Source organism: Lignipirellula cremea (assembly GCF_056501455.1).
The window spans coordinates 5,785,549-5,809,575 of the sequence record NZ_CM151415.1 but is presented as its reverse complement, the minus strand read 5'-3'; the positions used below and the strand labels follow the sequence as shown (position 1 = coordinate 5,809,575).

The window sequence follows — 24,027 nt, the reverse complement described above, 5'->3', positions numbered from 1 at the left end:
GACGGTGCCTTGCCGAAAAATCGATTAATTCCGCGGCGTCGCAAGAATCGTGCCGGCGCCGGGCGTCGCGTTCGCGGCGAGAGATTCCCCCATTCCGTGCCGCGCCAGGAAGCGATCGTGGATGCTCTGCACCACGGCGGCGAATTCCTGCCTCGTCGCGGGCTCGCAATCGTGCAGCTTGCCGGCCAGTTCGGCCATGCCGGGACCGTTGGTCTCGGAGACCTGGTGCACCTTCCCCAGGAACTTCGCCGATTCGGAGAAGTTCATGTCGATCGACTTGCCCACCATCGGCTGAAACGTGCGGGTGAGCAGGTCCGCGGCGCCGAATTCGACGTCAAGGAAGAAGTCGAGCTGCGCCGAGACGTAGGGCGATCCGTCATCTCCGCGGAAATAGCCGCTGGTCAGGATCATCACGCTTTTGCCGTGCGTCCGGCGACGGAGCAGGGCCCCCTCGTAATACCCCTCGCCCAGCACGACGTGCAGCGCGGGATCGCCGTACAGCAGCTCCGCCCGGGCGAAGGTGCCCATGCCGTCTTCGGCGTCGACGACGTAGGGTTGGACCTTCTTGCAGGTGAGCTGCGTCACGTTCATCGTCCGCCAGAGGTTGACGATGACTTCCGGGTTCCGCACCAGGAACAGGTAGAGATCCGGGTCGCAGGGGAAGACCTCGACCGGAGCGCGGCGGTAGGTGCCGGCGCCCGTCAGGGCTTCCTTCAGCCGGGCCTGCGACTGCGGCGTCAGTCGGTCGAACGGAATCGCCTGGATCGCCTTCTGGCGGGCTTCGTCCGACGTATCGGCTTCGGACGGAGCGCCGGCGAAGAGAGGCGACGCTCCGCCCATTGCGAGCGCCCCGAGGAAGCCCAGAAAGCTGCGGCGTCCCAGCACGAAACCTGCCCCGGACGCCGGCGTCGAAGGAGTCATCGAGGACGAAATCGCGTGCGAGAGCGATTCGGAAAGAACTGCCGGCGGTCGAACAGGCGACGCGTCGCGGGCGATTCGGGCCATCCGTGGCTCCCGGGGAGAATGGCGGCGCGCACGATCCTTGCGGAAGCGCGCGACGAAACGCTCTGACTAGTCTTCGGCGCTTTCCGGGAGGCCGGATGAGCCAAACCGTACGGGCGGGCGCGGGACGGTCTTCCGGCGCCGAAGCGAAGTTCGCGAAACAGGCAGCGGTGCGCCGATTGCTCGATTTCCGGCATGGCACACAGGGCTCGGACTGAATCGGTCAGCCCTGCGTCGCTCGGCGATACGACCTCAGTCTCCGCCGGGAGTGCCGGTCGGGACGGCGTCCGTCTTGCGATAGCCGAGCTCGCGCATCACCGCCAGCATCTCTTCGAAGCTGATGATGCGACGGTGGCGTTCGACCTTGTAGCGATCGATCGCCAGCGCCAGTTCCCGGGCTTCGGGCGAGAGTTCCCGATAGCTGTTCGAGAACTGCCGGCGCTCCGAACCGACCGCTCCGTCGGGTCTGGCGCCCCGGCGTTCCACGAAGGGGGCGGGGGAAGCGGGCTCGGTCATCGGAAACATCTCGACTGCGTCGGCGTTCGAAAACGTGAATTGAAAGCGGCGATGCGTCCGGACCGCGGCAGTCTGCCGACGTTCCGGATCGACGTTCGAAGTTCAATTGCTGCCCAAGCGTAGGTCGCGCTTCGCCCGGGTCAAACTTCCCGTGCCGTCGTCGGCGGAAGGACGCGTTCGGCTTCCTTGCGACCCGCACGATCGTTACAACAGGGGCGTCGCGTACTGTACAAGCGTCGCGGAAGCCGGCAGGCGGACGATGGTCATCCGGTCGAATCTTTATGAGGCGGCGTTCGAGGCCTACCTGCAGCGCCTCCGCTTTCCCTATCTCGCGACTGACGAAGCTCGCCGGGCGCCCGACGGCGCGGCGTCATTGAAGAGCCCCGACTTCGTCCTGCAGCCGTCGCCCGGGCAGTTTTACGTCGTCGACGTGAAGGGCCGGCGTTTCCCATCCGGCAAGCGTCGCCAGCAGTACTGGCGGAACTGGACCACGCGCGAGGACGTGGCGTCGCTCACGCGGTGGGAAGAACGATTCGGCGACGGCGCCTCGGCCTGGTTCGTCTTCGCTTATCGCGTGCTGGGGGAGCGGTCCCCGACGGCGCCCGAGGATCTGTTCGCCTTCCGGGGCGAGCTGTTCGGCTTCGTCGCGATCCGCCTGGCGAACTATCTCGCCCACGCGCGATTGCTTTCGCCCCGGTGGGACACGATCACGATGCCGACCGCCACCTTCCGCCGGCTGGCGATTCCCGTCCGTGAGTGGCTGGACGTGCCGCTGCCGACCGCCGAACCGGACCGGGCGTCGACTCAGGCATGACGCTCGAAGCGTGCCGAGCCTCGGCTCGGGAGGCCCGGATCGACGGTTCGTTCGCCACGTCGTTCGATCTAGCCGAATCGTCCGGCTGCCGCTGCTTTTGGAGACCTCGTCGACCAAAGTGGACAAGCGACGTTGACGAGCAACCTGAGCCACCCGGGGACTCGATGCTCGATCTTCGCTGCGCTCGATCGACGAACTCGGAGGATTTCCATCCCCCGCTCGCCCGTTCGATTTCGGCTGGCGATCGCCGACGAAAAAAGCCGCGAACGTCAGATGACGTCCGCGGCCCCGGAGGGTGACTCGAGCTTTCGCGTTCCGCTTACGGGAGCAGGACGGCGTCGATGACGTGGATGACGCCGTTCGAGGTTTCGATGTCGGCCTTCACGACCTTGGCTTCGCCGATCATGACGGTCTTGCCTTCGACCTTGATCGCGACTTCCTTACCGTTGACCGTCTTGGCGCTCTTGAGGCCGACGACCTTCGACGAGTCGACTTTGCCGGGTACGACGTGGTAGGTCAGGATGCTGACGAGCTGCGCCTTGTTCTCCGGCTTGAGCAGTTCTTCCAGCGTTCCTTCCGGCAGCTTGGCGAAGGCTTCGTCGGTCGGAGCGAAGACGGTGAAGGGGCCTTCGCCCTTCAGCGTTTCGACCAGACCGGCGGCCTTGACCGCGGCGACCAGCGTCTTGAACGAACCGGCGCCGACGGCGACGTCGACGATGTCGCCCGTGCCCTTCTTGGCGGCGGCGGCAGCGGGCTTCTCGTCAGCCGAGAGAACCGAGAACGAGGCGAGACCGCAGAACACCGCGGCGATAGCGAACAGCTTCTTCATAACCAGGGACCTTAAGTTGCGCCGCGGAACACCGCGGCAGGGAGCGTTTCGGCAGGAGGTAGAGGCGACGACTCCCCCCGATTCATCCGCCCGACCGATAAGCTGCGCGCTAGCTCGCGGTCGGTGCAGGCGCCGCGTCGTGCGGCCTCGGGTAAGTCGTCCTCTGCGTCCTTCCACCGCATGCGGCAACGGTCGCCTAACCGCTCTTCGCGCGAAATTCTTCGGGACAAGGTTTCGGATAGGAACCAAGATTCGCGTCCGACCGGCGAATCTGCTTGCCGAAGCGCCGCGGTTCCGTCGTTTACGGCCGGGTCGCCGGATCGCTATTGCGGGCCTGAACGTTCGGCTAGAATCGACCTCGCCCTTCGGCGTTTTCGTCGCCGACGGCTTGCCGCCGACGTTTCGCCGCTCCTCGTCCTGGCGTCGCTCCTTATCGCTCGCTCGTCGTCTCTCGCGACGGGCCTTCGTCACGCATCGATCTCGCAACAGGCCGCGACCGCCCATGTGGGGTTGGCATATCGGATTCGATCGACCGGCGTGGCTGGCGCTGCTGATCCTGCTGCCGGCGCTCTGGTGGTTCTCGTACAAGAGCCTCAGCGGACTCGGGAAATGGCGCCGGGCGCTCGCGCTCGGCCTGCGCTCGATCGTCTGCCTGCTGCTCGTCCTCGCGCTGGCCGAGGTGCAGGTCCGGCGCGTCAGCGAGAAGATGACGACGATCTTCGTCGTCGATCAGTCGGAATCGGTCTCGCCCGCCAAGCGTCAGGCCGCGCTCAATTACGTCATCTCCGAAGTCGCGCGGCATCGCAACGCCCAACGCGAGGACCGGGCCGGCCTGATCGTCTTCGGACGCGAAGCCCGGGTCGAGATTCCTCCGTTCGAGGATGACATCCCCGCGCTCGGGTCGATCGAGAGCTCGCTGGAACTGAGGACCGACGCGAGCGATCTCGCCTCGGCGCTGAAGCTGGCCCGGGCGACCTTCCCCGAAGACGCCGCCAAGCGGATCGTCCTCGTCACCGACGGCAACGAAACTTCCGGCGACGCCCGATCGGTCGCCCGGGCGCTCGTCGCCGACGGCATCGGCATCGACGCGGTCGCCATTCCGACCGGCGTCGCGGGGGACGTCGCCGTCGACAAGCTCGTGCTCCCCAACGATTCCCGCGTGGGACAGAAGTACCAGGCGCTGGTCCTGCTGCGGAATGACACGGCCCCGACGACCGAGAACCCGGAGGGCAAGGTCCGCGGCAAGATCCGTCTGCTCCGTCGCTCGGGCGAGGCGGAAGAACTGCTGGCCGAGCAGCCGGTCGAGCTCGACTCCGGCAAGAACGCCTACCCCTTCCAGATCGAAATCGATCAGCCCGGCGTCTTCACGTACGAGGCGGAGTTCACGCCCTACGATCAGGCCCAGGACGGCGTCTCCCAGAACAACCGCGTCACCGCCTTCACGCACGTCCGCGGCAAGGGCCGCATCCTGATGATCGAGAACGCCGCGAATCGCGGCCAGTTCGACCTGCTGATCGATCGGCTGCGGAGCGAGAACCTGGAAGTGACGCTCCAGGCGACGGACAACCTCTTCACCAATCTGGCCGAACTGCAGAGCTACGACACGGTCATCCTGGCCGACGTTCCCCGGACCGGCGGCGACGAAGCCGACGACCTGTCCAGTTTCACCGACGACCAGATTTCGATGCTGGTCCGCAATACCGAACAGATGGGCTGCGGCCTGGTCATGCTCGGCGGTCCCGACAGCTTCGGCGCCGGCGGCTGGGCCAATACGGAACTCGAAAAGGCGATGCCCGTCGACTTCACCATCAAGAACTCCAAGATCCAGGCGGTCGGGGCGCTCGTGCTGATGATGCACGCCTCGGAACTGGCCCAGGGCAATCACTGGCAGAAGGTCGTCGGACGCGAAGCGATCAAGACGCTCGGCCCCATGGACTATTGCGGGCTCATCCACTGGGACTTCACCGGTGACACCTGGCTCTGGGGCAAGACCCAGGGGGGGCTCATTCGCGTCGACCAGAATCGCGACAAGATGACCGGCCTGCTCGATCGCATGGAACCGGGCGACATGCCGCAGTTCGACCCCGCGATGCGGATGTCCCTGGCGAGCTTCAACCGCGTCAACGCGTCGGTGAAGCACATGATCGTCATCAGCGACGGCGATCCCGCCGAACCGACCCAGGCCACGATCCAGGGATATATCGACGGCAAGATCCAGGTCACCACCGTCGCGGTCGGCACGCACGGCGCCGCGGGAAGCAACACGCTGCAGAAGATCTCGAACGCGACGGGCGGCAAGTACTACGTCGTGAACAATCCCAAGGCCCTCCCCCGCATCTATCAGCGCGAAGCGCGGAAGGTCTCGCGGCCGCTGATCTACGAGAAGGCCGCCGGCCTCACGCCGCAGAAGGTCGGCTCGCACGAGATCCTGGCCGGGCTCGACGGCAACTTCGACCCGATCACCGGCTTCGTCATGACCACGGTCAAGGAGAGCCCGCTGGTCGAGGTCGCCCTCGTCTCGCCCGAACCGCCCGATCCGGCGAACGCGACGCTGCTGGCCACGTGGAACTACGGCATCGGGCGCTCGGTCGTCTTCACCAGCGACGCGGGGCGGCTATGGACGAACTCCTGGACCAGCCAGCCCTATTACGACAAGCTCTTCAGCCAGATGATCCGCTGGTCGATGCGACCGGTGAACGAAGAGAACAAGTTCCTCGTCGATACCGACGTCCGCGACGGCAAGGGGCGCATCGTCGTCACCGCGCTCAACCAGCAGGACGACTTCGAGAACTTCATCGACTTCGGCGCCGTCGTCGTCGATCCCGAACTCAAGAGCCGCAACCTGAACCTGCGGCAGACCGCGCCCGGCAAGTACGAAGGCGAATTCGACGCCGACATGGCGGGCACCTTCATCGTCAGCGCCGTGCCGGGCGTCGGTCAGGCGCCGGTGCTGGCCGGGATCAACGTCCCGTATTCGGAGGAGTTCCGCTTCCGCGATACCAACCTGGCGCTTATCGAATCGCTCGCGTCGCTCGAACCCAAGGGAGGCGAGCCGGGGCGCGCGATCGTCGGCGACATGTCGCGGGAAGGGATGGACGAACTGCTGAAGGTCGACACGTTCCGCCACACGCTCGCCCGGGCGAACAGTTCGCAGGACGCGTGGTGGTGGGCCCTGACGCTGGCCGCCGGGATCTTCTTCCTGGACGTCTTCTTCCGCCGCGTGACGGTCGGCCTCGAATGGACCGCCGCGATCTGGAAGAATCTCCGCGCCCGCTTCGGCTCCGCCGCCCCTTCGGAAGAGACCGCCGTGCGGATGGATCGCCTCCGCAGCCGCAAGGAATCGATCGCGCAGTCCATCGACGAACGTCGCGCCGCCACGCGCTTCGAACCGCAGGCGCCCGCGGGCGGCAACGGCTCCGGACGCAGCGAAGAAGAGATCCGCCGTTCGCTCGACGAAGCGTCCGCTCCCGCCGCGCGCGCCGAGACGCGTCGCGCTCCGCAGACGAACGTCTCGCCCGACGACGAGAAGACCTACACCTCGCGCCTGCTCGACGCCAAGAAACGGGCGAGAGACAAGAATGACAACGATTAGACGAATGGCGTAAGCGCCGAAGCCTCTTTTCGTAGGGTGGGTCATGGACCCACCTTTTTCGAGGTTCGGTCCGACTGAAGTAAAGAAAGGTGGGTCCATGACCCACCCTACGAAGGACCACGCAAGGCTCACGCTCTTCGCTCGCCGAAACGAACGACGGAACGCACACGACTAAATTTCCCCGAGATCACGCTCTATGTCGCTCGCCGAGAACTTGCAGCAGCAGGCCGAAGAATTCCGCACCCGCTACCACGCGGTCAAGGATCAGGTCCAGCGGGTCATCGTCGGTCACGACGACATCGTCCACGGCGTGCTGACCTGCCTCTTCGTCGGCGGGCACTGCCTGCTGGAAGGGGTGCCGGGTCTCGGCAAGACGCTGCTGGTCAAGACGCTCTCGCAGGCGCTCGATCTGAAGTTCAATCGCATCCAGTTCACGCCCGACCTGATGCCGTCCGACATCCTGGGCACCAACATGGTGATGGAAACGCCCGAGGGACGCCGCGTCTTCGAATTTCAGCGGGGGCCGATCTTCACGCAGATCTGCCTCGCCGACGAAATCAATCGCGCGACGCCGAAGACGCAGTCGGCCATGCTCGAAACGATGCAGGAATTCACCGTCTCGATCGGCGGCCATCGCTACGAACTGGAACGGCCTTTCTTCGTGCTGGCTACGCAGAACCCGATCGAGCAGGAAGGAACCTACCCGCTGCCCGAGGCGCAGCTCGACCGGTTCTTCTTCAAGCTGGTCGTCGGCTATTCGAGTCGCGAAGAGCTCTCCACCGTCGTCGACCGTACGACCAAGGGAATCAAGGTCGAGCCCGAGAAGGTGATGGACGGCTCGGAGATCAACAAGTGGCAGCGCCTGATCCGCGACGTGATCATGGCCGACCACGTCCGCGACTACGTCGTCCGACTGACGCTCGCGACCCACCCCGAAGGGAAGTACGCGCTCCCCATCACGAACCAGTACCTCCGCTGGGGATCGTCTCCCCGCGGCGCGCAGACGCTGGCGCTCGCCGCGAAGGTCCGGGCCCTCCTCGAAGGTCGCTACAACGTCAGCTTCGAGGACGTCCGGCGGGTCTTCCTGCCTGCGATGCGGCACCGCGTGATCCTGAACTTCGAGGCGCAGGCCGAGGGGATCGACACCGACCACGTCCTGCTGGAGATCCTCGAGAAGCTCCCCGAAAAGGGAACCGAAGCCCCCGTCGCCGCCGCGGTGGCGTAGGGAACGCTATCCCGATGACCGATTACCGCGAAACCTATCGCGAGATGTTCGAAGACTTGGGCAGACCCCTTCGGAAGAAGGACGGTACCCCCGCGTCGGAGATTCGCAGGGCGGAGAAGGGCCTCGGCGTCGTCGCGCCGATCCCGCTGAAGGAGTTCTACGCCGTGGCTGGTCGCGCCTTCGACTTTCATAGCGCGAACGATCGTTTTCTGCCGCCTGATCGCTGGGAAGTCGTCGCCGGAAAGCTGGTCTTCCTGGAAGAGAACCAGGCGGTCGTGATCTACGGGACAGCGCTAGAAGGCAACGACCCGCCCGCCTACATGGCCGTGAACGACGAACCGGTGCGCTGGATGAAGGAGACGCCGAACTGCTCGAACTTTCTCCTGGTGACGCTCTGCTGGGCAGCCGCGTACGGCGGAGGCGTCGCAGTCAGCGGATGGGCGCCGGTGGGAAGTCGCTTCCGAAAGGTTCTCGACGAGGCTTGGGGCTACGTCGGGACGGTCAACCGCATGCGTGCCTATCGCCGCGAAGGGGCGACGGCGTGCTTTCTGAAGTGGACCGATCGATGGCAAATCCATGTCGCCGCCCGAGACGCAGGACGACTGGAAGCCTTGTCGACTGAACTGGGATTGAACCTGACCGCGGCGGGTTGTTGATCGAAACGCCGTACGCATTGATTCGCTGACGTTTTTCCGAGAGTTCGATGTCCTCCCAACCCCTCTCCGACGACATTCTTCCGCCGTCGCTCCTGGCACGCCTGGAGCGGATGGAGCTCGTCAGCCGGAAGATCTTCCGGGGTCGGATGAAGGGGGAACGCAAGAGCAAGCGGAAGGGGCAGTCGGTCGAGTTCGCCGACTTCCGCAACTACGTCGCGGGCGACGATCTGCGGTTCATCGACTGGAACCTCTTCGCCCGGCTCGACAAGCTGTTCCTGAAGATCTTCCTGGAGGAGGAAGACCTCCACTTCTACGCGCTCATCGACGACAGCCCGTCGATGCAGTTCGGCGATCCGACGAAGTTCCGCTTCGCCAAGCAGCTCGCCGCGTCGCTCGCCTACGTCGGTCTCTGCCGGGCCGATCGCGTCCGTATCGAAGCCATGTCGTCGTCGGTCCGCGAGCGGGCGCCGGTGCTGCGCGGACGGGCGTCGCGGATGCGGCTCGTCGACCAGATGAACAAGATGCAGCCGGGCGAACCGATTTCGCTCGAGCAGGGGGTCAAGAACTTCTGCCTGCGGAACTCGGGCAAAGGGATCGTGATCCTGATCAGCGACCTGATGGATAAACAGGGCTACGAGACGGCCCTGCGGTACCTGCTGGCCCAGGAGATGGATACCTACGTCATTCAGGTCCTGGCGCCCGAGGAGATCGATCCCGATCTGCACGGCGACCTGCGTCTGATCGATTGCGAAGACGCCGACGCCGCGGAGATCACCGTCAGCCGGCCGCTGCTGGAGAAGTACCGTCGGACGCTGGCCGCCTTCGTCGATGGCGCCAAGGATTACTGCACCCGCCGGGGGATGACCTACCTGATGAGCCCCTCCGACCGGTCGGTCGAGCAGCTCGTCGCCGGCTACCTGCGTCAGCGGGGGCTCGTGCGGTGACGGACTACTTCAATCCGATCCTCTCGCCCTGGCCCTGGATCGTCGCGGGCCTCGCGCTTCCGGCGATCGTCGCGCTCTACTTCCTGAAGCTCCGTCGCAAGCCGGTCGAGGTGCCCAGCACCTACCTCTGGAGCCGGACGATCGAGGATCTGCACGTCAACAGCTTCTGGCAGCGACTTCGTCAGAGCCTGCTGTTGTTCCTGCAACTGCTGGTGATCCTGCTCGCGCTCTTCGCGTTCCTGCGGCCGGGCGTGATGGGGACGAAGCTGCTGGAGAGCCGGGTCATCATCCTGCTCGACAACTCGGCCAGCATGTCGGCGAAGGACGTTTCCCCCAGCCGGCTCGACCAGGCGAAGCAGCGGGCGCTGGAGATCGTCGAAAAGCTCGGCCCCTCCGATGTGGCGATGGTGATCGCCTACTCCGACGAAGCGCAGGTCGTGCAGGAGTACACCGACAACCGCTCGCTGCTGCGGCAGAAGATTCAGGCAGTCGAACCGACCCAGCGGCCCACTCGCCTGGACGAGGCGCTCCGTGCGGCGTCGGGCCTGGCCAACCCGGGTCGATCGAGCGAAGACGCTACCGACGTGCAGACCGCCGAGGCGAAGCCGGCGAAGCTGTTCATCGTCAGCGACGGCGGCGTCGCGGCGGTGCCCGACTTCGCGCTCGGAAACCTCAACCCGGAGTTTCTGCAGGTCGGCGTCGACGCGCCGAGCAACGTCGGCATCCTCGCCTTCTCCGCCGAACGGAACATGGAGAAGCCGAAGCAGTTCCAGATCTACGGTCGTCTCGGGAACTTCTCGCTGGAAGAGCGATCGGTCGAGGCGTCGCTCTACCTCGACGATCTGCTGATCGACGCCCGCCGCGCGACGATCCCGCCCGGGGACGAGGGGGACGTCGTGTTCGACATGGACCTCACCGACGGTCGTCCGCCCGAGGGAACGCTGCGTCTGTCGATCGCGCCCGAGGGTCAGGACGATCTGGAAATCGACAACGTCGCCTACGCCGCGCTCAATCCGGCCCGCAAGGCCCGCGTCCTGTTCGTCACCCCGGGGAACGGTCCGTGGGAACTGGCTCTCACCACCGACGCCGTGGCGGAGATCGCGGACGTCGAGGTCGGCGCGCCCGCGCTGCTCGAAACGAAGGAGCATCAACTCGCGGCGGACGAGGCCCGGTACGACCTGATCATCTACGACCGGGTCGCGCCGGTGCGACCGCCGCAGGCGAACGCCTTCTACATCGCGACGCTGCCGCCGGGCGACCAGTGGACGGCGGGCGAACTGGAGGGGCCGCCGATCCTGGTCGATTCGGACCGGGCGCATCCCGTGATGTACCTGATCGAGGCGCTCTCGAACATCGCCATCGCCGAAGCCCGCACGATCGAAGGTCCGCAAGGCGCGCGAACGCTGCTCGAAGCCGACATCGGCCCGGTGATGCAGGTCGCTCCGCGAGGCGGCTTCGAAGATGTCGTGCTCGGGTTCTCGTTCTACGATCAGGGCGAAGGCGGCGAGACGCTGGTCAACACCGACTGGCCAAGGAAGCTCAGCTTCCCGATCTTCGTGCAGAACGTCGTCGGCTACCTCGGGGGCAGTCGTGGCGCGCTGGTCGCGAGCTCGGTCCGTCCGGGCGAATCGACGACCGTGCGCGTCGACGTGCCGTCCGATCGGATCGAGGTCGTGAGTCCTGCCGGCGACGTGACGCCGATCGAGCGTCGGGGCGAAGCCACGTTCATCTATCCCTTCACCGAACGGACCGGCGTCTACGGCGTGCGGCTGCCCGGGAAAGAGATCCAGCGGCGCTTCGCGGTCAACCTGTTCGATCCGCGGGAGAGCGATCTCGCGCCGGCGGAGCTGAAGATCGGCGGAGGCGAGGCTCTCGCCGCCAGCGCCGACTGGACGCCCGCGCGGAACGAGTGGTGGAAGTGGGTCGTGCTCGCCTGCCTCGGACTCGTGATCTTCGAGTGGTGGGTTTATAACCGGCGCGTCTATCTGTAGAGTGCTGACGCCGACGATCTACCTCCTCTGAGTTCGCGCCTAAGGAACCCGCGATGGACCGCGAAGCGATCTTTCTCGAACGGGACGATGCGATCGATCCGGGCGAATCGGGCCGCTCGATCCGCCGACTGGCCAATCCCGAAGATACTCAGGACCGCTGCGTCTGCCGCCTGGAAACGATGGCGGCAGGGGCCAGCCTGTCGGGACGCACGGTCGCCGAAGAGACGCTCTACGTCGTTCGCGGCAGCGTGCAGTTTCACGCGGCGGAACAGACTCGCACCATCGGACCGGGCGACTTCGTTCGCGTCTCCTCGCGCGTCGCCTGGTCGATTCAGAACCTGGGCGAGGAAGAGGCGGAGGTCTTCGTTCTCTCCGCGTTCGCCGTCGACAAGCAGACCGCCGAGGCCGCGCTGCAGGACCGCGAGCCCTTCTCCTATCGCGGCCCGGGCGAAGGGAAGCTGATCGGCATCGTCGGCGATCTCTATCGCATGCTCGCCACGGCGGAGGAAACCAACGGTCGCTGCTCGATCTGGGAGGCGACCGTCTTCACCGGCGGCGGTCCGCCGGTCCACATTCACGCGAACGAGGACGAAGGCTTCTTCGTGCTCGAAGGCGAGATCCAGTTCCAGGCGCCCAGCGGAACCCTCCAGGGCGGGCCGGGCTTCTTCGCCTACCTGCCGATCGGCGTGCCGCACTCGTTCCGCAACGTCAGCCAGGCGCCTGCCCGGATGCTGATCTTCACCGCCCCGGGCGGCGTCGAGAAGATGTTCGAGCGGGCAGGGCAGGTCTTCGACACGGCGCCGACGGAGTTCTCTCCCCCCGACGAGCAGGAGATCCAGCGCCTGCACGATCTGGCGGAGGAGTACGGCATCGAGTTCATCGCGGCGCGGTGACGCCGCGAGCGACTCAATCCTCCCGCACCTTGAACTCCAGCTTCCACTTGCGTTCCGCGTCTTCGGCGTCGACGCACCAGAGTTCGAGCATGCCGAGTTCGGTCACGCGGGACTGAAACTTCACCGGGACGTAGGCCTCGCCGTGACCCTCGGGCGCGGCGAGCGTCGCTTCCAGCGGGTCGGTCTCGACCAGTTCCTCCGCGTCCCAGTGCTGTAGCGTCGCGCCTGGCTTGTCCTGCTGCCGGACGGCTGAAGAGAAGAAGCGGAACTGCTCCGGCTCTCCGACGGCCAGGCCGATCTCCCGCGAGGGAACGTCGGCCTCGGTTCCTTCTTCCATGCCGAAGGGGACGACGCAGAGCGCCGCCAGCGGACGGGGTGCGCCGGGGATGGCGAGGCCGGCGGACTCGATGCCGACGTAGTACGACCTGGCCGTGCCGCCTCGAATGCGGATGCCGCCCCGCTCCTTGGAGAAGCCGTAGTACGCCGCTCCGCGAGCGACGGCGTTGTCGAGATCGACCCCTGCTTCCAGCAGCGCGGGACCGTCTGACGCGCCGCTACCGCCGAACCAGCCGGCCAGCGTCGAGCGCAAACGATCGCGCAAGAGGCCGCTGCGGAAGACGCCGCCGTTGAGCAGCACGTGCGTCGGGCGAACCGGCCCGGGCGAATCGCCCTGACCGGCCTGTGCGGCGAGGAACGCGGCGAGGTGCTTCGTGATCGCGGGGTCCGCCTCGAAGGGGAGGCCGATCTCCTGGAAGCCGCTCGCCCGGCGACGCTCCGGTCGCGAATCGAGTCCCACCTGCGGGAAGAAGCCGTCGGCCAGTACGCTCTGCGCTTCGTCGCGGGTCAGGTCGACGGAGATCGTTCCGCCGACCAGCTTGCTCCCCCGCTGCTGGATCGAGACCGGATGCGAATCCGGCGCCTCCTCGGCGAGCAGGGTCTCCTTCGCCACGCGCGCGGCGTGCCACAGGCTGACGGTCTGCCAGGGGTTGAGCGACTTGCCCTGATCGGCGAACTTCTGCGCCGCGTGATGGGCGAGGGCGAGGTCCATGTTGTCGCCGCCCACCAGCAGGTGATTGCCCACCGCCAGTCGCCGCAGCGTCAGGTCGCCCCCCTCCTGTGCGACCGACACGATCGTCAGGTCGGTCGTGCCGCCTCCCACGTCGCAGACGAGCAGCACGTCGTCCAGCTTGAGCGTCTTCCGCCAGCGGTCGCCCTGCTGCGACAACCAGGAGTAGAGCGCCGCCTGGGGCTCTTCCAGCAGAATCAGATCGGCGGGCAGGCCCGCGGCCAGCGCGGCTTCCCGCGTCAGTTCCCGAGCGCTCGCGTCGAACGACGCGGGCACGGTGAGGACGACCCGTTGTTTCGCCGCCGGAGCGTCGGGGAACGTCTGGTCCCAGGCCGCGATCAGATGTTCGAGGTAGTACCGCGACGTCGTCAGCGGGGAGATCTTCGGAACGTCGTCGCCAGCGTTCCAGGGCAGGATCGGCTGCCGGCGGTCGACCTTGGGGTGACAGAGCCACGACTTGGCCGCGCTCACCGTCCGATCGGGAAAGTTCGCCGACTGCCGCCGGGCGTACTCGCCCACGGCGTAGGATCGGCCTTCGGCCCACGGCAGGTCGAGCCCGTTCGAGCGGGTTTCATGCTCGCTGCCGAGATAGGCGAACGAAGCGAGGCTGGTCTTCGTTTCGACCGTCGAGGGCGCGACGAGCTGCGGGATCGGCAGCAGGCGGATCTCCGGCTCGCTCTCGCCCGGCTGCAGCGGACCTTCCGGCAACTCTGCATAGGCGACGACGGAGTTCGTCGTGCCGAGATCGATTCCGAGAACGTATTGAGAGCTCATTCAGGCCGTTCCGTTCTTCGCGCATCACGCGCGTTCGGGCGCTTCATCGAACGAGGGGGACGCAGCCGCGCCGTCCGCGTCACTTCGCTTCCACTTCGGCGGGAGCGACCACCCGCGCGGAGTCCACCGAGCCGACGTACTTGGGCAGTTCGACCTTCGTGGCGACCCAGCCGGCGTGAATGAGCTCGCCCCGATACGGAGGTTGACCCTGCACGGCGCCGGTCAGGCGATACTGCGCCGCGTCGGCGTCTGTCGGGGTTTCGATGGTGGAGCCTTCCGTTTCGCTGCGCAGCGGACGCAGGGCGACCGTCTTCTCCAGCGCCGAGCGAGCGTCGCGCAGGACGTCCCGCGCGGCGGCGCCGATCTGCGCGTCGTCGTAACCGTCGAGCGGCTGCATCACCAGGTCGACCAGCCGCGACTCCCGCTGCAGCGCGGCGAGCAGAGCGATCGCCTCGCTCTGCACCGACTGAATCACGACCGGAGCCGGCTTCGCAACGGGTTTCGCCGGTTCGGCAGGCGCCGCCGGTTTCGGTTCCGCGGCGGGAAGGTTCTTCCCCTCGTACGCCGCTTCGACGCGTTCGGCGAAGGCGCCGTCGCCCAGGATTTTGAAGAACGCCTTGAAGGCGAGGCCCAGTTTCATCGAGTCATGCCCTCGTTCGCTCCGGCATCGATCGAACGCCGTCAGTCGCCGCAGAAACCGCCCAGTTTAAGGCCGAGCCGCCTTCCCGCCGACCCGGGGGGAATGCTCCCGCGAACGGTAATCGCGTAGTGTGCCATGCCCACATCGCGCCAGCAGGGTGGGCATGTTGGTTTCGGCCGGCCCTTTACATGCCCACCCTTCCTTCGGAGATGTGGGCATGGCACACATGACATCCACGGAAGCTGGTTGCTGCTGCGATGGCAGGCGGGGCGCCTGCCCTACGGGAGGTCAGCTATCCGGAGCCCATCAGCAACGCGACCAACGCCTCCGTCAGCGGCAACTCCGTGCGCTGCTCGAAGCCGCGGAACATGGGCGAGGGGTTCGCCTCGAAGAAGACCCACTCGCCGTCGGGCGTCCGGCGGAAGTCGATGCCCGTCCAGACCAGATGGAGCGCCGTCGCGACCTGGAGCGCCTGCTGGCGAATCTCGTCAGGCAACTCGATCGGCACGATCCGGGCGTGAAGGTCGTCGCGGAAGTCGAGCGCGTCGGTATGCATCTCGCACGCGTAGACCCGCTCGCCCGCCACGAAGACCCGTACGTCGATCCCGGGGATCTCTTCCTGCAGCGTCACGGGCGCCAGGCTCAGCCGCGCGAGGGCTTTCTCGGTCAGATGCCGCGGTTCGATCGGCGCCGTCGCCGCTCCGCCTTGCACGGGCTTGAAGATCGCATGCGGAACGTCCTCGCAAAACGCTCGCACGGACTCGGCATCGTTCGTGATGCAGGTCCGCGGAATGCGCAGCCCCAGCGCCGCGGCCTTCGCGAGGGCGACCGGCTTGGTCTGATGCAGGCGGAAGCCTTCGACGCCGTTCACCCAGCGGCAGGGGAGCGCGAAGAAGAGCGACTCGAACAGGCTCCGGCTGTCATGCCGCGCGATGTGCCGCTGCATCGGATCGACGAGAAGTTCGCTCTCTCCAACGCCGTCGTACGACCGCCAGTAGACCGCCTGCACTTCGTCGAAGGCGATCGTGATCCCTCCCTCGTCGCCAGGCAGCGTCAGTCGTCCGATTCCGTGTCGTGGATCGAAAGTGACCGCGACGCTGCCGGGAAAGTCGAGGCTGGAAAGGAACTCCGCCCGAACCCCACGCGTCCTTAGAGTCTCCCGCACGAAGCGCGCGTGATCGTCGTCCGGTCGGCCAAGAATCAGGATCATCGATGCATTCGCGAGAGGTTGTTCATTGGCCAGCGAATTCCGGAAGGCTTAGACTTCAAGATCAGCATGCATTCGCGCGAGGGGCAGGGGCTGCTCCGCGAGAAAGATAACCGATCATGTCCGCTCATCCGTTCGACCGCATTCTAACGCCGGGCCTTGCCGCATCCTCCGGCCAGGCGCCGGCGTCGCAGCGACGTTACCAGGTGAAGCTCGACCGACGGCAGGCGCTGGCCGCGATGCTGGCGGCGTCGGGCGCGGCGCTGGCCAGTTCGGGCGCTCCGCTGTTCGCCCAGGAGGCGGGTCCAGCCGGCATCGGCGCTTTGCCCATGTTCGAGGGCCGCGGGCTGTACGTCGTGCAGTCGAAGTTCGGCGATCTCTGGCGGCTCGCGACGCGCGAGCGGCTGAACGTCCTCGGCCCGTTCGTTCGCGGAGCCGAGGGCGCCGCAGCGGCGAAAGTCTTCGAAGAACCTGATCTCGAACCCGCCGCTCCGAAAGAAGTCTTTCCCGAGGACGGCGCTCCCCCTCCGCCGCCGATGCCGGATGGGGGCGGAGCGGACGTTCTCGCTCGCGATACCGCGCGGCCGGCGGGCTATCTCGCCTGGCTGACGGAGGCGGAGGCTCGCGACCTGACGAAGGAACTGGCCGTCGCGCGCGTGGCGCCGTACGTCCCTTCGATGAAGCTCGTCGCGCCGCTGGAGGCGGGGGCGCGGAACGCGGCGATCGTGACGCTGGCGCCGAACGGCTGGGAGAAGACGCCGCCCGCCGGGACGTTCGCGGCGACGGCCCGGGTCGCGGACGATCTGAAGCGTGCGCTCGCCGAGGTCGCGGCGGATGTCGCGGTCGAGGAACGCGAGGATCAGCTTTCCGTCCATCGCGACGGCGGGGAGCTGCTGGGGGACGATGCGCTCGCGATCCTGCTCGCCCATCCGCAGGTCGCAGCCGTCGAATGGGAGGCGCTGGCGACGACCATGGCCCTCGGCGAAGAGGGCGCCGGCGAACGGACCACCATGGCGCTCGGCGAGGAAGCCGGCGCGGGCGAAGCGCCTCCTGCCACGACGCAAGCCGTCGGCGAAGAAGGGGGCGTGATCGATCCCACGACCTACGCCCTGGGCGAAGAAGGAGCGATCGACACCACCTTCGCGCTCGGCGAGGAAGGGGGCGGCGCGACCACCTATGCCATCGGCGAGGAGGGGGGAGTCACGACGTACGCGCTGGGCGAAGAAGGAGGCGTCACCACGTATGCCCTGGGCGAAGAGGGGAGCGGAGGCGTGACGACGTTCGCGCTCGGCGAGGAGGGAAGCGGCGGCAACCCCACGACGCTCGCGCTGGGCGAAGAAGGGGGCGGCGTCCCCACCACCAAGGCTCTCGGCGAAGAGGGAGGCGGCATTCCGCACAAGCCGCCCGTCACGACGAAGGCTCTCGGCGAAGAGGGGGGCGGCGGTCCCTCCACGCGCGCTCTGGGCGAAGAAGGAGGCGGCGGAGGCGTGCGACCGACGCCGCGTCCTCCCGTGCAGCCCAACCCCCGCACCACGCTGGCCCTCGGTGAAGAAGGGGGCGGCGGAGGTAGCGGCGCTGGCGGAGGCCGTGTCCGTCCTGGCGGGAGACGGGATTGAACGACGTAGCTTTTCAGCGGTTAGAAGCGCTGGGCCGTTGGCTCTTCGGAACTCACTTCGCGATTCTCATCGGCCTCGCCGTCTGCTGGGCGGGGTTGAGGCACGCCGGTCAAGCTGATTGGGCGCCGGCGATCCTCGCCCTCGTCGGCGTTTCGCTTTATCTAGCGATCGCGAGCTTCATCGCCGCAGCCCTGTTTCGTTCGTGCGAATCGCCTCTCGCAATTCGATTCTTCAACCTGGCGGCGGTCGCAGCCCTTTCAGGCGTGTTCGGACCGTTCGTTTCAGTTCTGCTCTGGCGTTCCTGACGAGATGCGTTGGAGCGCTTCACGTCCTACTGCGTCATCGACCTGCTGCCGCTGGGAGAGCCGCCGATCTTCTGGTCTGCCGGCATGGGTCGGCTGGCCGTCAGGAAGCCGCGCTGCATCAGGGCTTCGCGGATTTCGCGGAAGCGGCGGAAGCTGTCGGGATAGACCCACAGCGTCACGGTGTACGCCTTGGGGCTGACCTGGCCCAGCCGTCGCGAGAAGTCGGACTCCGGCGAGAGCGCGACCTCGATCGGCTCGCCGGCCGGTTCCTGCATCGGCTCGACGGTGAACGATTCGAGTTCGATCGCCTGCATCGTCGCCACTCCGGCGGCGGACTCCCGGACGTGCGACTTGCGCACGAGCGCGTACTCCATGCGGTAGCCCTCGAACGGGCCGATCCGCTCCTCGATCCGCGGCGAGTCCCGCAGCTTCCAGGCGTTCTTCTCGGCGTCGATCTTCAGCTCTTCGACCATCGCGTCCCACGGCACGTAGAGCAGACGATCGTCCTTCAGGCGAAAGTGCAGCTCGCGACCGAAGACGGTCTGCGCCATCGGCGTCGGTACGTGCGGCAGGGGAACGGGCCGGTCGACCTGGCTTTCGACCGTCGAGCGCGCGCGGGAGAGATCGACGATCTTCGCGTTCGCTTCGTGGACCTTCGCGACCAAATCCAGGCTCTCGCGGCGGTTCGCGTCGAGCTTCTGCGCCCGGCTGTCGAGTTCGACCTTTGCGGACGCGAGGATCATCTGCACCTGCGTACGCTCGGCCCGCTTCAACTCGGCCATCTGACTTTCGAGCTTGATCTGCCGCGCGAGCTCCTGCATCTCCCGTTCGATGTCGTCGGCGGTCCGTTCGATGGCGGCCGCCTCTTCGAGCGAGACCTCCGGCGCGGCGGCGATCTGCGGAGGGTCCGCCGGCGGTTCGTCGGTCCGTGCCGGCTTCGCGGCGGGAAGTTCTTCCTGCGCTTCGGCGAGGGCGGACTGACGTTCGCGTTCGACGAGGACGTCGCGCGTGCGCAGGCCGACCAGCATCACCACGATCAGCAGGATGCCGACGAGGTTCGCCACCACGTCCATGAAGGAGTCCTGACCGGGCAGGTCGCCTTCGCTCGTTTGCGTGCGCCTTCGCATCATGGCTTCGCGGTCTCCATCACGATGCCGCTGTTCTCGAGCAGCCGCGAAATCTCCGCGAAGCGACGTTCGCCGCCCGGGCGGACCTCGACCACCATCCGCGGTCGCCAGTAGAAGCCGCGCCCGGCGAAGCCCCAGCTCTTGATGCGTTCCTGCACGCCGCCGACCAGCGGACCGACGGCGTCGCCGGTGCGCGGGGTCAGCGCGATCTGCGTCGATTCCTTGCCGCTCATCGTTTCGGCGACGATCAGGATCCGGTCGGCCTCGATCGCGACGCGGATCGGTCGCTCCAGAGGCGTGGTGAGGGCGTCGGCTTCCGGCACGGCCCAGCCTTCGCCCTGCTTCTCGGCGATGGGGCGATTCTCGTCCTGAGCGCTCTTCCGTTCGGCGCCGCCCGAGCCGGCGGTCGAGCCCGGCTTCGCGTCCGGCGACTTCGACTTCTCTTCGGAGATGTTCTTCGCGGTGGTCGGTTTGTCGGTGCCCGTTCCGGACGAACCCTCGATCGGCTTGTCGGGCGTGCCGGCGCCGAACGTGCTGCCCGACTTGCCGCTGGGGGGCCGGCCTCCCGCGGCGACGAATCCGCCGCGGGGCGTGGCGTGCAGGATGCGTCCGCCGCCGTTCGACCCGCCGAACCGCGACGGCTGCGCCGCGGCGAGCGCAAGTTGGCGCTGGCGCGCGTCCTCGACCGCCTGCTGCATCGCCGCGGCCAGGCCCGGATCGACCGGCGGAAAGGCGAGCTTCATGTCGTTCGGAATCAGTTCGTACCCGAACTCGTTCTCCCAACTCTTCATCGAACTACGGGCCACGCTGTAGGCGACGGCGCCTTCCTCCCGCACGACGAACAGCGGATAGGCCGAGCCGTGGACGCTCTCGCCGCCATGCGTCTGGAGGTACTCCTGCGCGGCGCGCAGGGCCGCGTCGAGCGGGTTTCCCGGGAACAGGGGCCCCGCGAAATCCTGCTGATTCAGGACGATCCCTTCCGGCTGCAGGATCACCGCCTCGCCCGTGCATTCGATGAACATGGGCCGGCGATGCGTGCCGGTCGGACCGTCGTAGGGCGTGATCGCGTAGGAGGTCGGAGCCGCCGCCTGGGCCGCTTTGGCCGCTTCCAGCTTCGTCGACTCTTCGGCGATGCGACGCTCCAGATCAGCCAGTTGTTTCTTCAGCGCCTCGGCGTCGCCGTCGTCCTCCTCAAGAGCCTTCGCCTGCGCGAGGAGGCCGTCGGCCTGGCTGCGCAGGGTGCGAAGCGTCTGTTCGAGGTAGCCGACTTCGTTGCGGCGCTCGGAGAGTTGCCGAGTCAGTTCTTCGCGCTGCTTGAGTAGCATGTCCTTGCGCCAGGCCGCGTCTTCGATCGCGATCTGCGCCTGGTACGCCTTCTCTTCGTCCGCTTCGTTGTCGAACGAGGGGAGGACGATCGCAGGCTCGGGGTCGGTTTCGTCCCCGGATAATTCATCCGTGGCGAGCTGCTCGTCGATGGCGACGCGGACGGAGGCCGCCTGCGCGCTGGCGCTCGCGATCATCAGCATCAGGAGGCCGACGAGGGCGCCCATCGTGCAGATGAGCACGGCGAGGAACGGGAAGAGCGACATTCCTCCGGTCGCTCGGCGGACCGGTCGACGACTCATGCGGCCTTATCCGTAGCCTCGGCAGCGACGACCCGCACGGGCGGCGTCGGCTGATTCAGGCGAGCGTTCAGAAGATGAATCGTGGCGCTGAGGCTGCTGATCGCTTCCTCGAAGCGGCCCGCGCCGGCGACGGCTGCGAGGTTCGCCTGGAGCGCGTTCTCGAGGCTGGTCAGGTCGCCCGTCGCTTCGACGACGCTGCGCATCGTCGTTCCGAGTTCGTTCAGTTCGCGCTGCTGGGCCTGAATCGCCTTGGTCTGTTCGGCGAAGGCGCTCTGCCATTGATCCCAGCGTTTGCGGAACCGTTCGGCGCTCGCTTCTTCCAGATCGCCGAGCTTGTCCGCGTGCGCGACTGCGGCCTGACCGATCGAAAGGGCGACCGTGTTCTGCCAGGTCTGCTGGGCGCCGAGCAGTTCCTGATTCCAGGCGACGCGGTTCTGTTCCATGACGCGGCTCCACGCCTGCGTCTGCTGCACGACGGCCGTTTCGAGCGTCTGCAAGACGCGGAGGCTCATCTTCTCCACCGCGCCCAGCCGCGGATCGCGGGCGCCGGAGAATTCGTTGTTCAGCAGGGGCGCGACGGTCGCTTCGGTCCGCTCGTCGACGAGGGCGTTCAGCGTGCGGTCGCCGCGCTCGACGAAGAACTGCACGAACATCACCAGCATCGACAGGGCCAGCGCCTGGGCCGTCGTATCGAAGGCGACGTAGAGGCCGGAGGTGAGCCCCTTCATCGAGCCTTCCATGTCGGTCGAGAACGTCGCCGGGTCGAGCGAGCCGAGCGCGTCCGCGATGCCGAGCACCGTCCCGAGGAAGCCGAGCATCGGCATCGCCCAGGTCGCGATGCGGATCAGCGAGTAGGACTCGTGCTGCTCGTCGGCGTCCTTGTACGAAAGGTTCGTCAGCTCTTCCGAGAACTCGGGCGACGTCGGCGCCTTGGACGCGTACGTGATCGCGGCGTACAGGCGGCGACCGAGCGCGGAGGCTCGCCTCGATTCGGGCAGCTTCTTCCAGGCGGCGAGGTAACTGGCCGGGGCGATCTCCGCGCCTTCGTCCAGCGTCAGGCGCACGCCGCGGCTGATCGACCGCTGGCGGAACGCTTCCCAACTCTTCAGCGCCAGCGCCCAGACCGCGATGAAGAAGAGCGTCTGCGTAACGTAGGAGACCGGGTGTCCCGAGACGTACCGCACGAGCGCCGGGCTATGCAGCGGTCCCCAGAAGACGAGGCCGAAGAACATCGTCGTCGTCCAGCCCCCGAGAAACAGGGGCCAGCCGATGCGTCCCGACGTGGTTGCACTCGCGCCGAACGGCGAAGATTCAGCGTTCTTTTTCTTCGATGCGGAGGCGTCGGCTGCTTCGCTCATCGCTCGACCTCGATCCCGTTCTTAGTGAAGCGTCTATTGCAAACTGTCAGCTTCTCCTCCGGGCGCCACTGGCTCTGCCAGCGCTTTTCCAGAGGCCGGATCGCTCGCGTTGGACCGACTTCCGAGCTTCGGCGCTGGCGGAGCCAGCGGCGCCCGAAACTCTTCGATCGAACTGACGCACAGCGATTGACGGACCGGCAGCCGGGTGTCGGCGCACGCGGACTCTTCGGCTTCATCGTCAAATTCGCTACAGCTTTCCAGTCAAACCTGCTGCGGGCGGAAGCGAACCATGCGGGGCAGGGCCGGGTCAAGAGCGACCCGGCGCCCTGCGTCGACTGGCGAGAGGAGCAGGCGTGCTCTACCCCATCCGGGCGATCCGGCGACGAACTTTTCCCGCGTACCGAAGCCTGCGATTGAAGCCTTCGCGGCGGGCGGACGATCGGGAGAGTGCGGACGCGACGGCGACAGCCTCGCGTTACAGATCCCGGGGGGGACGTTTCCGAGCGGGGTCCGATGCGACCCCGCTCGGATTTTTTCGTGCGCTGGCCGCGGGATCCTGGCCTTCTCAGGCTTCGCGGTTCGCTTCCGCCGCCAGGCCTTCCCGATAGCTGGGATAGCGGAAGGCCGGGCCGATCTCTCGCATCAGCTTGTCGTTACTTACCCGCTTGTCTCCGCCGCGACGCCCGCCCGGAACGATCGGCTGGTCGATCGCCGGCTGAGCGAAGACCGGGTCGGGAAGGCTAAAGGCGGAGGCGACGGCGCGGTACCACTCGCCGCGGCGGACCGGGTGTCCGTCGGAGACGCAGTACAAACTGGGCCGGGGCGCCCGCGCTTCGCAGGCCAGAATCGTCTCGACCGCGTCTTCGACGTGGATCAGGTTTAGGCTCGCCTCTTCCCGCACTGCGAGGGGCTCCCGGCGTTGCAGTTCGCCGAGCAGCGGAATCCGGCCCGGGCCATAGATCCCGGCCAGCCTTAGCACGATCGACCGATCGCCCAGCCACGATTCGGCCAGCAGGCGCTCCGCCTCGACGTACGCCTGGCCCGAGTCCCGAGTGGGATGACAGGGAGATTCTTCGTCGATTTCGCCTCCGTCGCCGTCGCCGTAGACCCCGGTCGTGCTGACGAGCAGGAACGTTCGCAGGTCCGGCGAAGATCGTGCCAGCGCATCGACAGTGCGAGCCAGGCCTTCCACGTAAACCTGTCGCGGGGTCGCGCCGGAGGACCGATCCCAACTGACGGCGAACAGCGCCGCGTCCATGGGCGGGAAATCGGGCGTTTCGCGAGTCAGATCGGCCACGAGGGGGTTCAACCCTTCAGCCGCGAACTTCGCGGCACGCTCCGTCGATCGCGTCACCGCCCAGACGTCGTGCCCCTCCGCTTTCCAGGCGTCGGCCGCTCGCCGACCCAGGTAACCGCATCCAAGGATCAGTTTCGCCGCCATTCGCGCTCCTGTTCGCTGCGTCGAAAAACGCCGCTGCGTGAAAATGTTCTTCTCGACGCCGGTTCTCGTCCGAGGGCGGCGGAAGATGATCGAACAGGAGAATGATCGCCCATTCGTTGATAAGCACAGCCAATTCGATGGCGACTTAGGAAAAGTATTTTCTTGCTTCTGCCTAACGCCGATTATAAAAATTGGGTGAACCAGGGGTCTCATGCTTCGTGCGCGGCTAAGCGCGCTCTCCGGTCCCCTTCGCACGCGAACGTCGGCTCGGTCCGGCATTCGATCCGTCGGTCGACTGGCGAGTCTCGCACGGTCACGCTTCCCCCGCGCTTCGAAGGGGAACGACGCTACGCCTATCGAATCGCCTGCGGTTTTCGGCGGCGAAACGGCCGTAACTCGCGTACAG

The 24,027-nt window shown here is 66.6% G+C and carries 18 protein-coding genes; 8 read left to right on the top strand and 10 right to left on the bottom strand.

Annotated features, from left to right (window positions below; genetic code table 11):
- Positions 1–24: 24 nt before the first annotated feature.
- Together SH602x_RS22855 and SH602x_RS22850 are read right to left on the bottom strand one after the other, a co-directional pair.
- The gene (locus SH602x_RS22855) at positions 25–921 is read right to left on the bottom strand and encodes a hypothetical protein (RefSeq protein ID WP_479474471.1); all 897 of its coding nucleotides are present in this window, start codon (positions 919–921) and stop codon (positions 25–27) included.
- Between the two features lie 333 nt (positions 922–1,254).
- Entirely contained in the window at positions 1,255–1,518 is a 264-nt protein-coding gene (locus SH602x_RS22850; protein ID WP_479474470.1) for a hypothetical protein, read from the bottom strand.
- Positions 1,519–1,777: 259 nt separating this feature from the next.
- Between SH602x_RS22850 and SH602x_RS22845 the strand changes: the two genes are divergently transcribed.
- A complete protein-coding gene (locus SH602x_RS22845; RefSeq protein ID WP_479474469.1) occupies positions 1,778–2,332 on the top strand; it encodes an HYExAFE family protein in 555 nt (184 codons plus the stop codon).
- Positions 2,333–2,651: 319 nt separating this feature from the next.
- Here the strand turns inward: SH602x_RS22845 and SH602x_RS22840 are convergent, their stop codons facing one another.
- Positions 2,652–3,161 (bottom strand): fasciclin domain-containing protein, encoded by a 510-nt coding sequence (locus SH602x_RS22840; protein ID WP_479470813.1) that lies wholly within the window; start codon positions 3,159–3,161, stop codon positions 2,652–2,654.
- Between the two features lie 502 nt (positions 3,162–3,663).
- Here SH602x_RS22840 and SH602x_RS22835 point away from each other — a divergent pair.
- The 6 genes from SH602x_RS22835 to SH602x_RS22810 all read left to right on the top strand — a co-directional run bounded on the left by SH602x_RS22835 (position 3,664) and on the right by SH602x_RS22810 (position 12,462).
- Positions 3,664–6,753: a VWA domain-containing protein gene (locus tag SH602x_RS22835; RefSeq protein ID WP_479474468.1), complete on the top strand. Its 3,090-nt coding sequence runs from the start codon at positions 3,664–3,666 to the stop codon at positions 6,751–6,753.
- Between the two features lie 196 nt (positions 6,754–6,949).
- Positions 6,950–7,978 carry an AAA family ATPase gene (locus tag SH602x_RS22830; protein ID WP_479470815.1) on the top strand — a complete coding sequence of 343 codons (1,029 nt, stop codon included), beginning with the start codon at positions 6,950–6,952 and terminating at the stop codon, positions 7,976–7,978.
- Between the two features lie 14 nt (positions 7,979–7,992).
- A complete protein-coding gene (locus SH602x_RS22825) occupies positions 7,993–8,634 on the top strand; it encodes a hypothetical protein (RefSeq protein WP_479474467.1) in 642 nt (213 codons plus the stop codon).
- Positions 8,635–8,681: 47 nt separating this feature from the next.
- A complete protein-coding gene (locus SH602x_RS22820) occupies positions 8,682–9,578 on the top strand; it encodes a DUF58 domain-containing protein (protein WP_479474466.1) in 897 nt (298 codons plus the stop codon).
- On the top strand, positions 9,575–11,569 hold the full coding sequence (locus SH602x_RS22815) for a VWA domain-containing protein (protein WP_479474465.1): 1,995 nt from the start codon (positions 9,575–9,577) through the stop codon (positions 11,567–11,569). Before SH602x_RS22820 ends, SH602x_RS22815 begins: the two co-directional genes overlap by 4 nt.
- A gap of 53 nt (positions 11,570–11,622) precedes the next feature.
- A complete protein-coding gene (locus SH602x_RS22810; RefSeq protein ID WP_479474464.1) occupies positions 11,623–12,462 on the top strand; it encodes a cupin domain-containing protein in 840 nt (279 codons plus the stop codon).
- A 13-nt stretch (positions 12,463–12,475) separates the two neighbouring features.
- Here the strand turns inward: SH602x_RS22810 and SH602x_RS22805 are convergent, their stop codons facing one another.
- The 3 genes from SH602x_RS22805 to SH602x_RS22795 all read right to left on the bottom strand — a co-directional run bounded on the left by SH602x_RS22805 (position 12,476) and on the right by SH602x_RS22795 (position 16,152).
- Complete coding sequence (locus tag SH602x_RS22805; protein WP_479474463.1) at positions 12,476–14,302, bottom strand: Hsp70 family protein; 1,827 nt, start codon at positions 14,300–14,302, stop codon at positions 12,476–12,478.
- 79 nt (positions 14,303–14,381) lie between these two features.
- On the bottom strand, positions 14,382–14,942 hold the full coding sequence (locus SH602x_RS22800) for a DUF2760 domain-containing protein (RefSeq protein ID WP_479474462.1): 561 nt from the start codon (positions 14,940–14,942) through the stop codon (positions 14,382–14,384).
- 292 nt (positions 14,943–15,234) lie between these two features.
- Complete coding sequence (locus tag SH602x_RS22795) at positions 15,235–16,152, bottom strand: ATP-grasp domain-containing protein (protein WP_479474461.1); 918 nt, start codon at positions 16,150–16,152, stop codon at positions 15,235–15,237.
- 116 nt (positions 16,153–16,268) lie between these two features.
- Between SH602x_RS22795 and SH602x_RS22790 the strand changes: the two genes are divergently transcribed.
- Positions 16,269–17,765, top strand: coding sequence for a hypothetical protein (locus SH602x_RS22790; RefSeq protein ID WP_479474460.1), 1,497 nt, complete (start codon positions 16,269–16,271; stop codon positions 17,763–17,765).
- 331 nt (positions 17,766–18,096) lie between these two features.
- On the opposite strand, the gene SH602x_RS22785 is transcribed toward SH602x_RS22790, so the two are convergent.
- The 4 genes from SH602x_RS22785 to SH602x_RS22770 all read right to left on the bottom strand — a co-directional run bounded on the left by SH602x_RS22785 (position 18,097) and on the right by SH602x_RS22770 (position 23,621).
- Positions 18,097–19,200, bottom strand: coding sequence for a hypothetical protein (locus SH602x_RS22785; protein ID WP_479474459.1), 1,104 nt, complete (start codon positions 19,198–19,200; stop codon positions 18,097–18,099).
- A complete protein-coding gene (locus SH602x_RS22780; RefSeq protein WP_479474458.1) occupies positions 19,197–20,822 on the bottom strand; it encodes a hypothetical protein in 1,626 nt (541 codons plus the stop codon). The genes SH602x_RS22785 and SH602x_RS22780 overlap by 4 nt, the downstream gene beginning before the upstream one ends.
- Positions 20,819–22,180, bottom strand: coding sequence for a MotA/TolQ/ExbB proton channel family protein (locus SH602x_RS22775; RefSeq protein WP_479474457.1), 1,362 nt, complete (start codon positions 22,178–22,180; stop codon positions 20,819–20,821). The genes SH602x_RS22780 and SH602x_RS22775 overlap by 4 nt, the downstream gene beginning before the upstream one ends.
- 565 nt (positions 22,181–22,745) lie before the next feature.
- On the bottom strand, positions 22,746–23,621 hold the full coding sequence (locus SH602x_RS22770) for an SDR family oxidoreductase (RefSeq protein WP_479474456.1): 876 nt from the start codon (positions 23,619–23,621) through the stop codon (positions 22,746–22,748).
- Between the last annotated feature and the right edge of the window lie 406 nt (positions 23,622–24,027).

Bases quoted from the DNA above. Each gene is read 5' to 3' on its own strand.
- SH602x_RS22855 (WP_479474471.1), bottom strand. From the start codon at position 921: ATGACTCCTTCGACGCCGGCGTCCGGGGCAGGTTTCGTGCTGGGACGC.
- SH602x_RS22850 (WP_479474470.1), bottom strand. From the start codon at position 1,518: ATGACCGAGCCCGCTTCCCCCGCCCCCTTCGTGGAACGCCGGGGCGCC.
- SH602x_RS22845 (WP_479474469.1), top strand. From the start codon at position 1,778: ATGGTCATCCGGTCGAATCTTTATGAGGCGGCGTTCGAGGCCTACCTG.
- SH602x_RS22840 (WP_479470813.1), bottom strand. From the start codon at position 3,161: ATGAAGAAGCTGTTCGCTATCGCCGCGGTGTTCTGCGGTCTCGCCTCG.
- SH602x_RS22835 (WP_479474468.1), top strand. From the start codon at position 3,664: ATGTGGGGTTGGCATATCGGATTCGATCGACCGGCGTGGCTGGCGCTG.
- SH602x_RS22830 (WP_479470815.1), top strand. From the start codon at position 6,950: ATGTCGCTCGCCGAGAACTTGCAGCAGCAGGCCGAAGAATTCCGCACC.
- SH602x_RS22825 (WP_479474467.1), top strand. From the start codon at position 7,993: ATGACCGATTACCGCGAAACCTATCGCGAGATGTTCGAAGACTTGGGC.
- SH602x_RS22820 (WP_479474466.1), top strand. From the start codon at position 8,682: ATGTCCTCCCAACCCCTCTCCGACGACATTCTTCCGCCGTCGCTCCTG.
- SH602x_RS22810 (WP_479474464.1), top strand. From the start codon at position 11,623: ATGGACCGCGAAGCGATCTTTCTCGAACGGGACGATGCGATCGATCCG.
- SH602x_RS22805 (WP_479474463.1), bottom strand. From the start codon at position 14,302: ATGAGCTCTCAATACGTTCTCGGAATCGATCTCGGCACGACGAACTCC.
- SH602x_RS22800 (WP_479474462.1), bottom strand. From the start codon at position 14,942: ATGAAACTGGGCCTCGCCTTCAAGGCGTTCTTCAAAATCCTGGGCGAC.
- SH602x_RS22795 (WP_479474461.1), bottom strand. From the start codon at position 16,152: ATGATCCTGATTCTTGGCCGACCGGACGACGATCACGCGCGCTTCGTG.
- SH602x_RS22790 (WP_479474460.1), top strand. From the start codon at position 16,269: ATGTCCGCTCATCCGTTCGACCGCATTCTAACGCCGGGCCTTGCCGCA.
- SH602x_RS22785 (WP_479474459.1), bottom strand. From the start codon at position 19,200: ATGATGCGAAGGCGCACGCAAACGAGCGAAGGCGACCTGCCCGGTCAG.
- SH602x_RS22780 (WP_479474458.1), bottom strand. From the start codon at position 20,822: ATGAGTCGTCGACCGGTCCGCCGAGCGACCGGAGGAATGTCGCTCTTC.
- SH602x_RS22775 (WP_479474457.1), bottom strand. From the start codon at position 22,180: ATGAGCGAAGCAGCCGACGCCTCCGCATCGAAGAAAAAGAACGCTGAA.
- SH602x_RS22770 (WP_479474456.1), bottom strand. From the start codon at position 23,621: ATGGCGGCGAAACTGATCCTTGGATGCGGTTACCTGGGTCGGCGAGCG.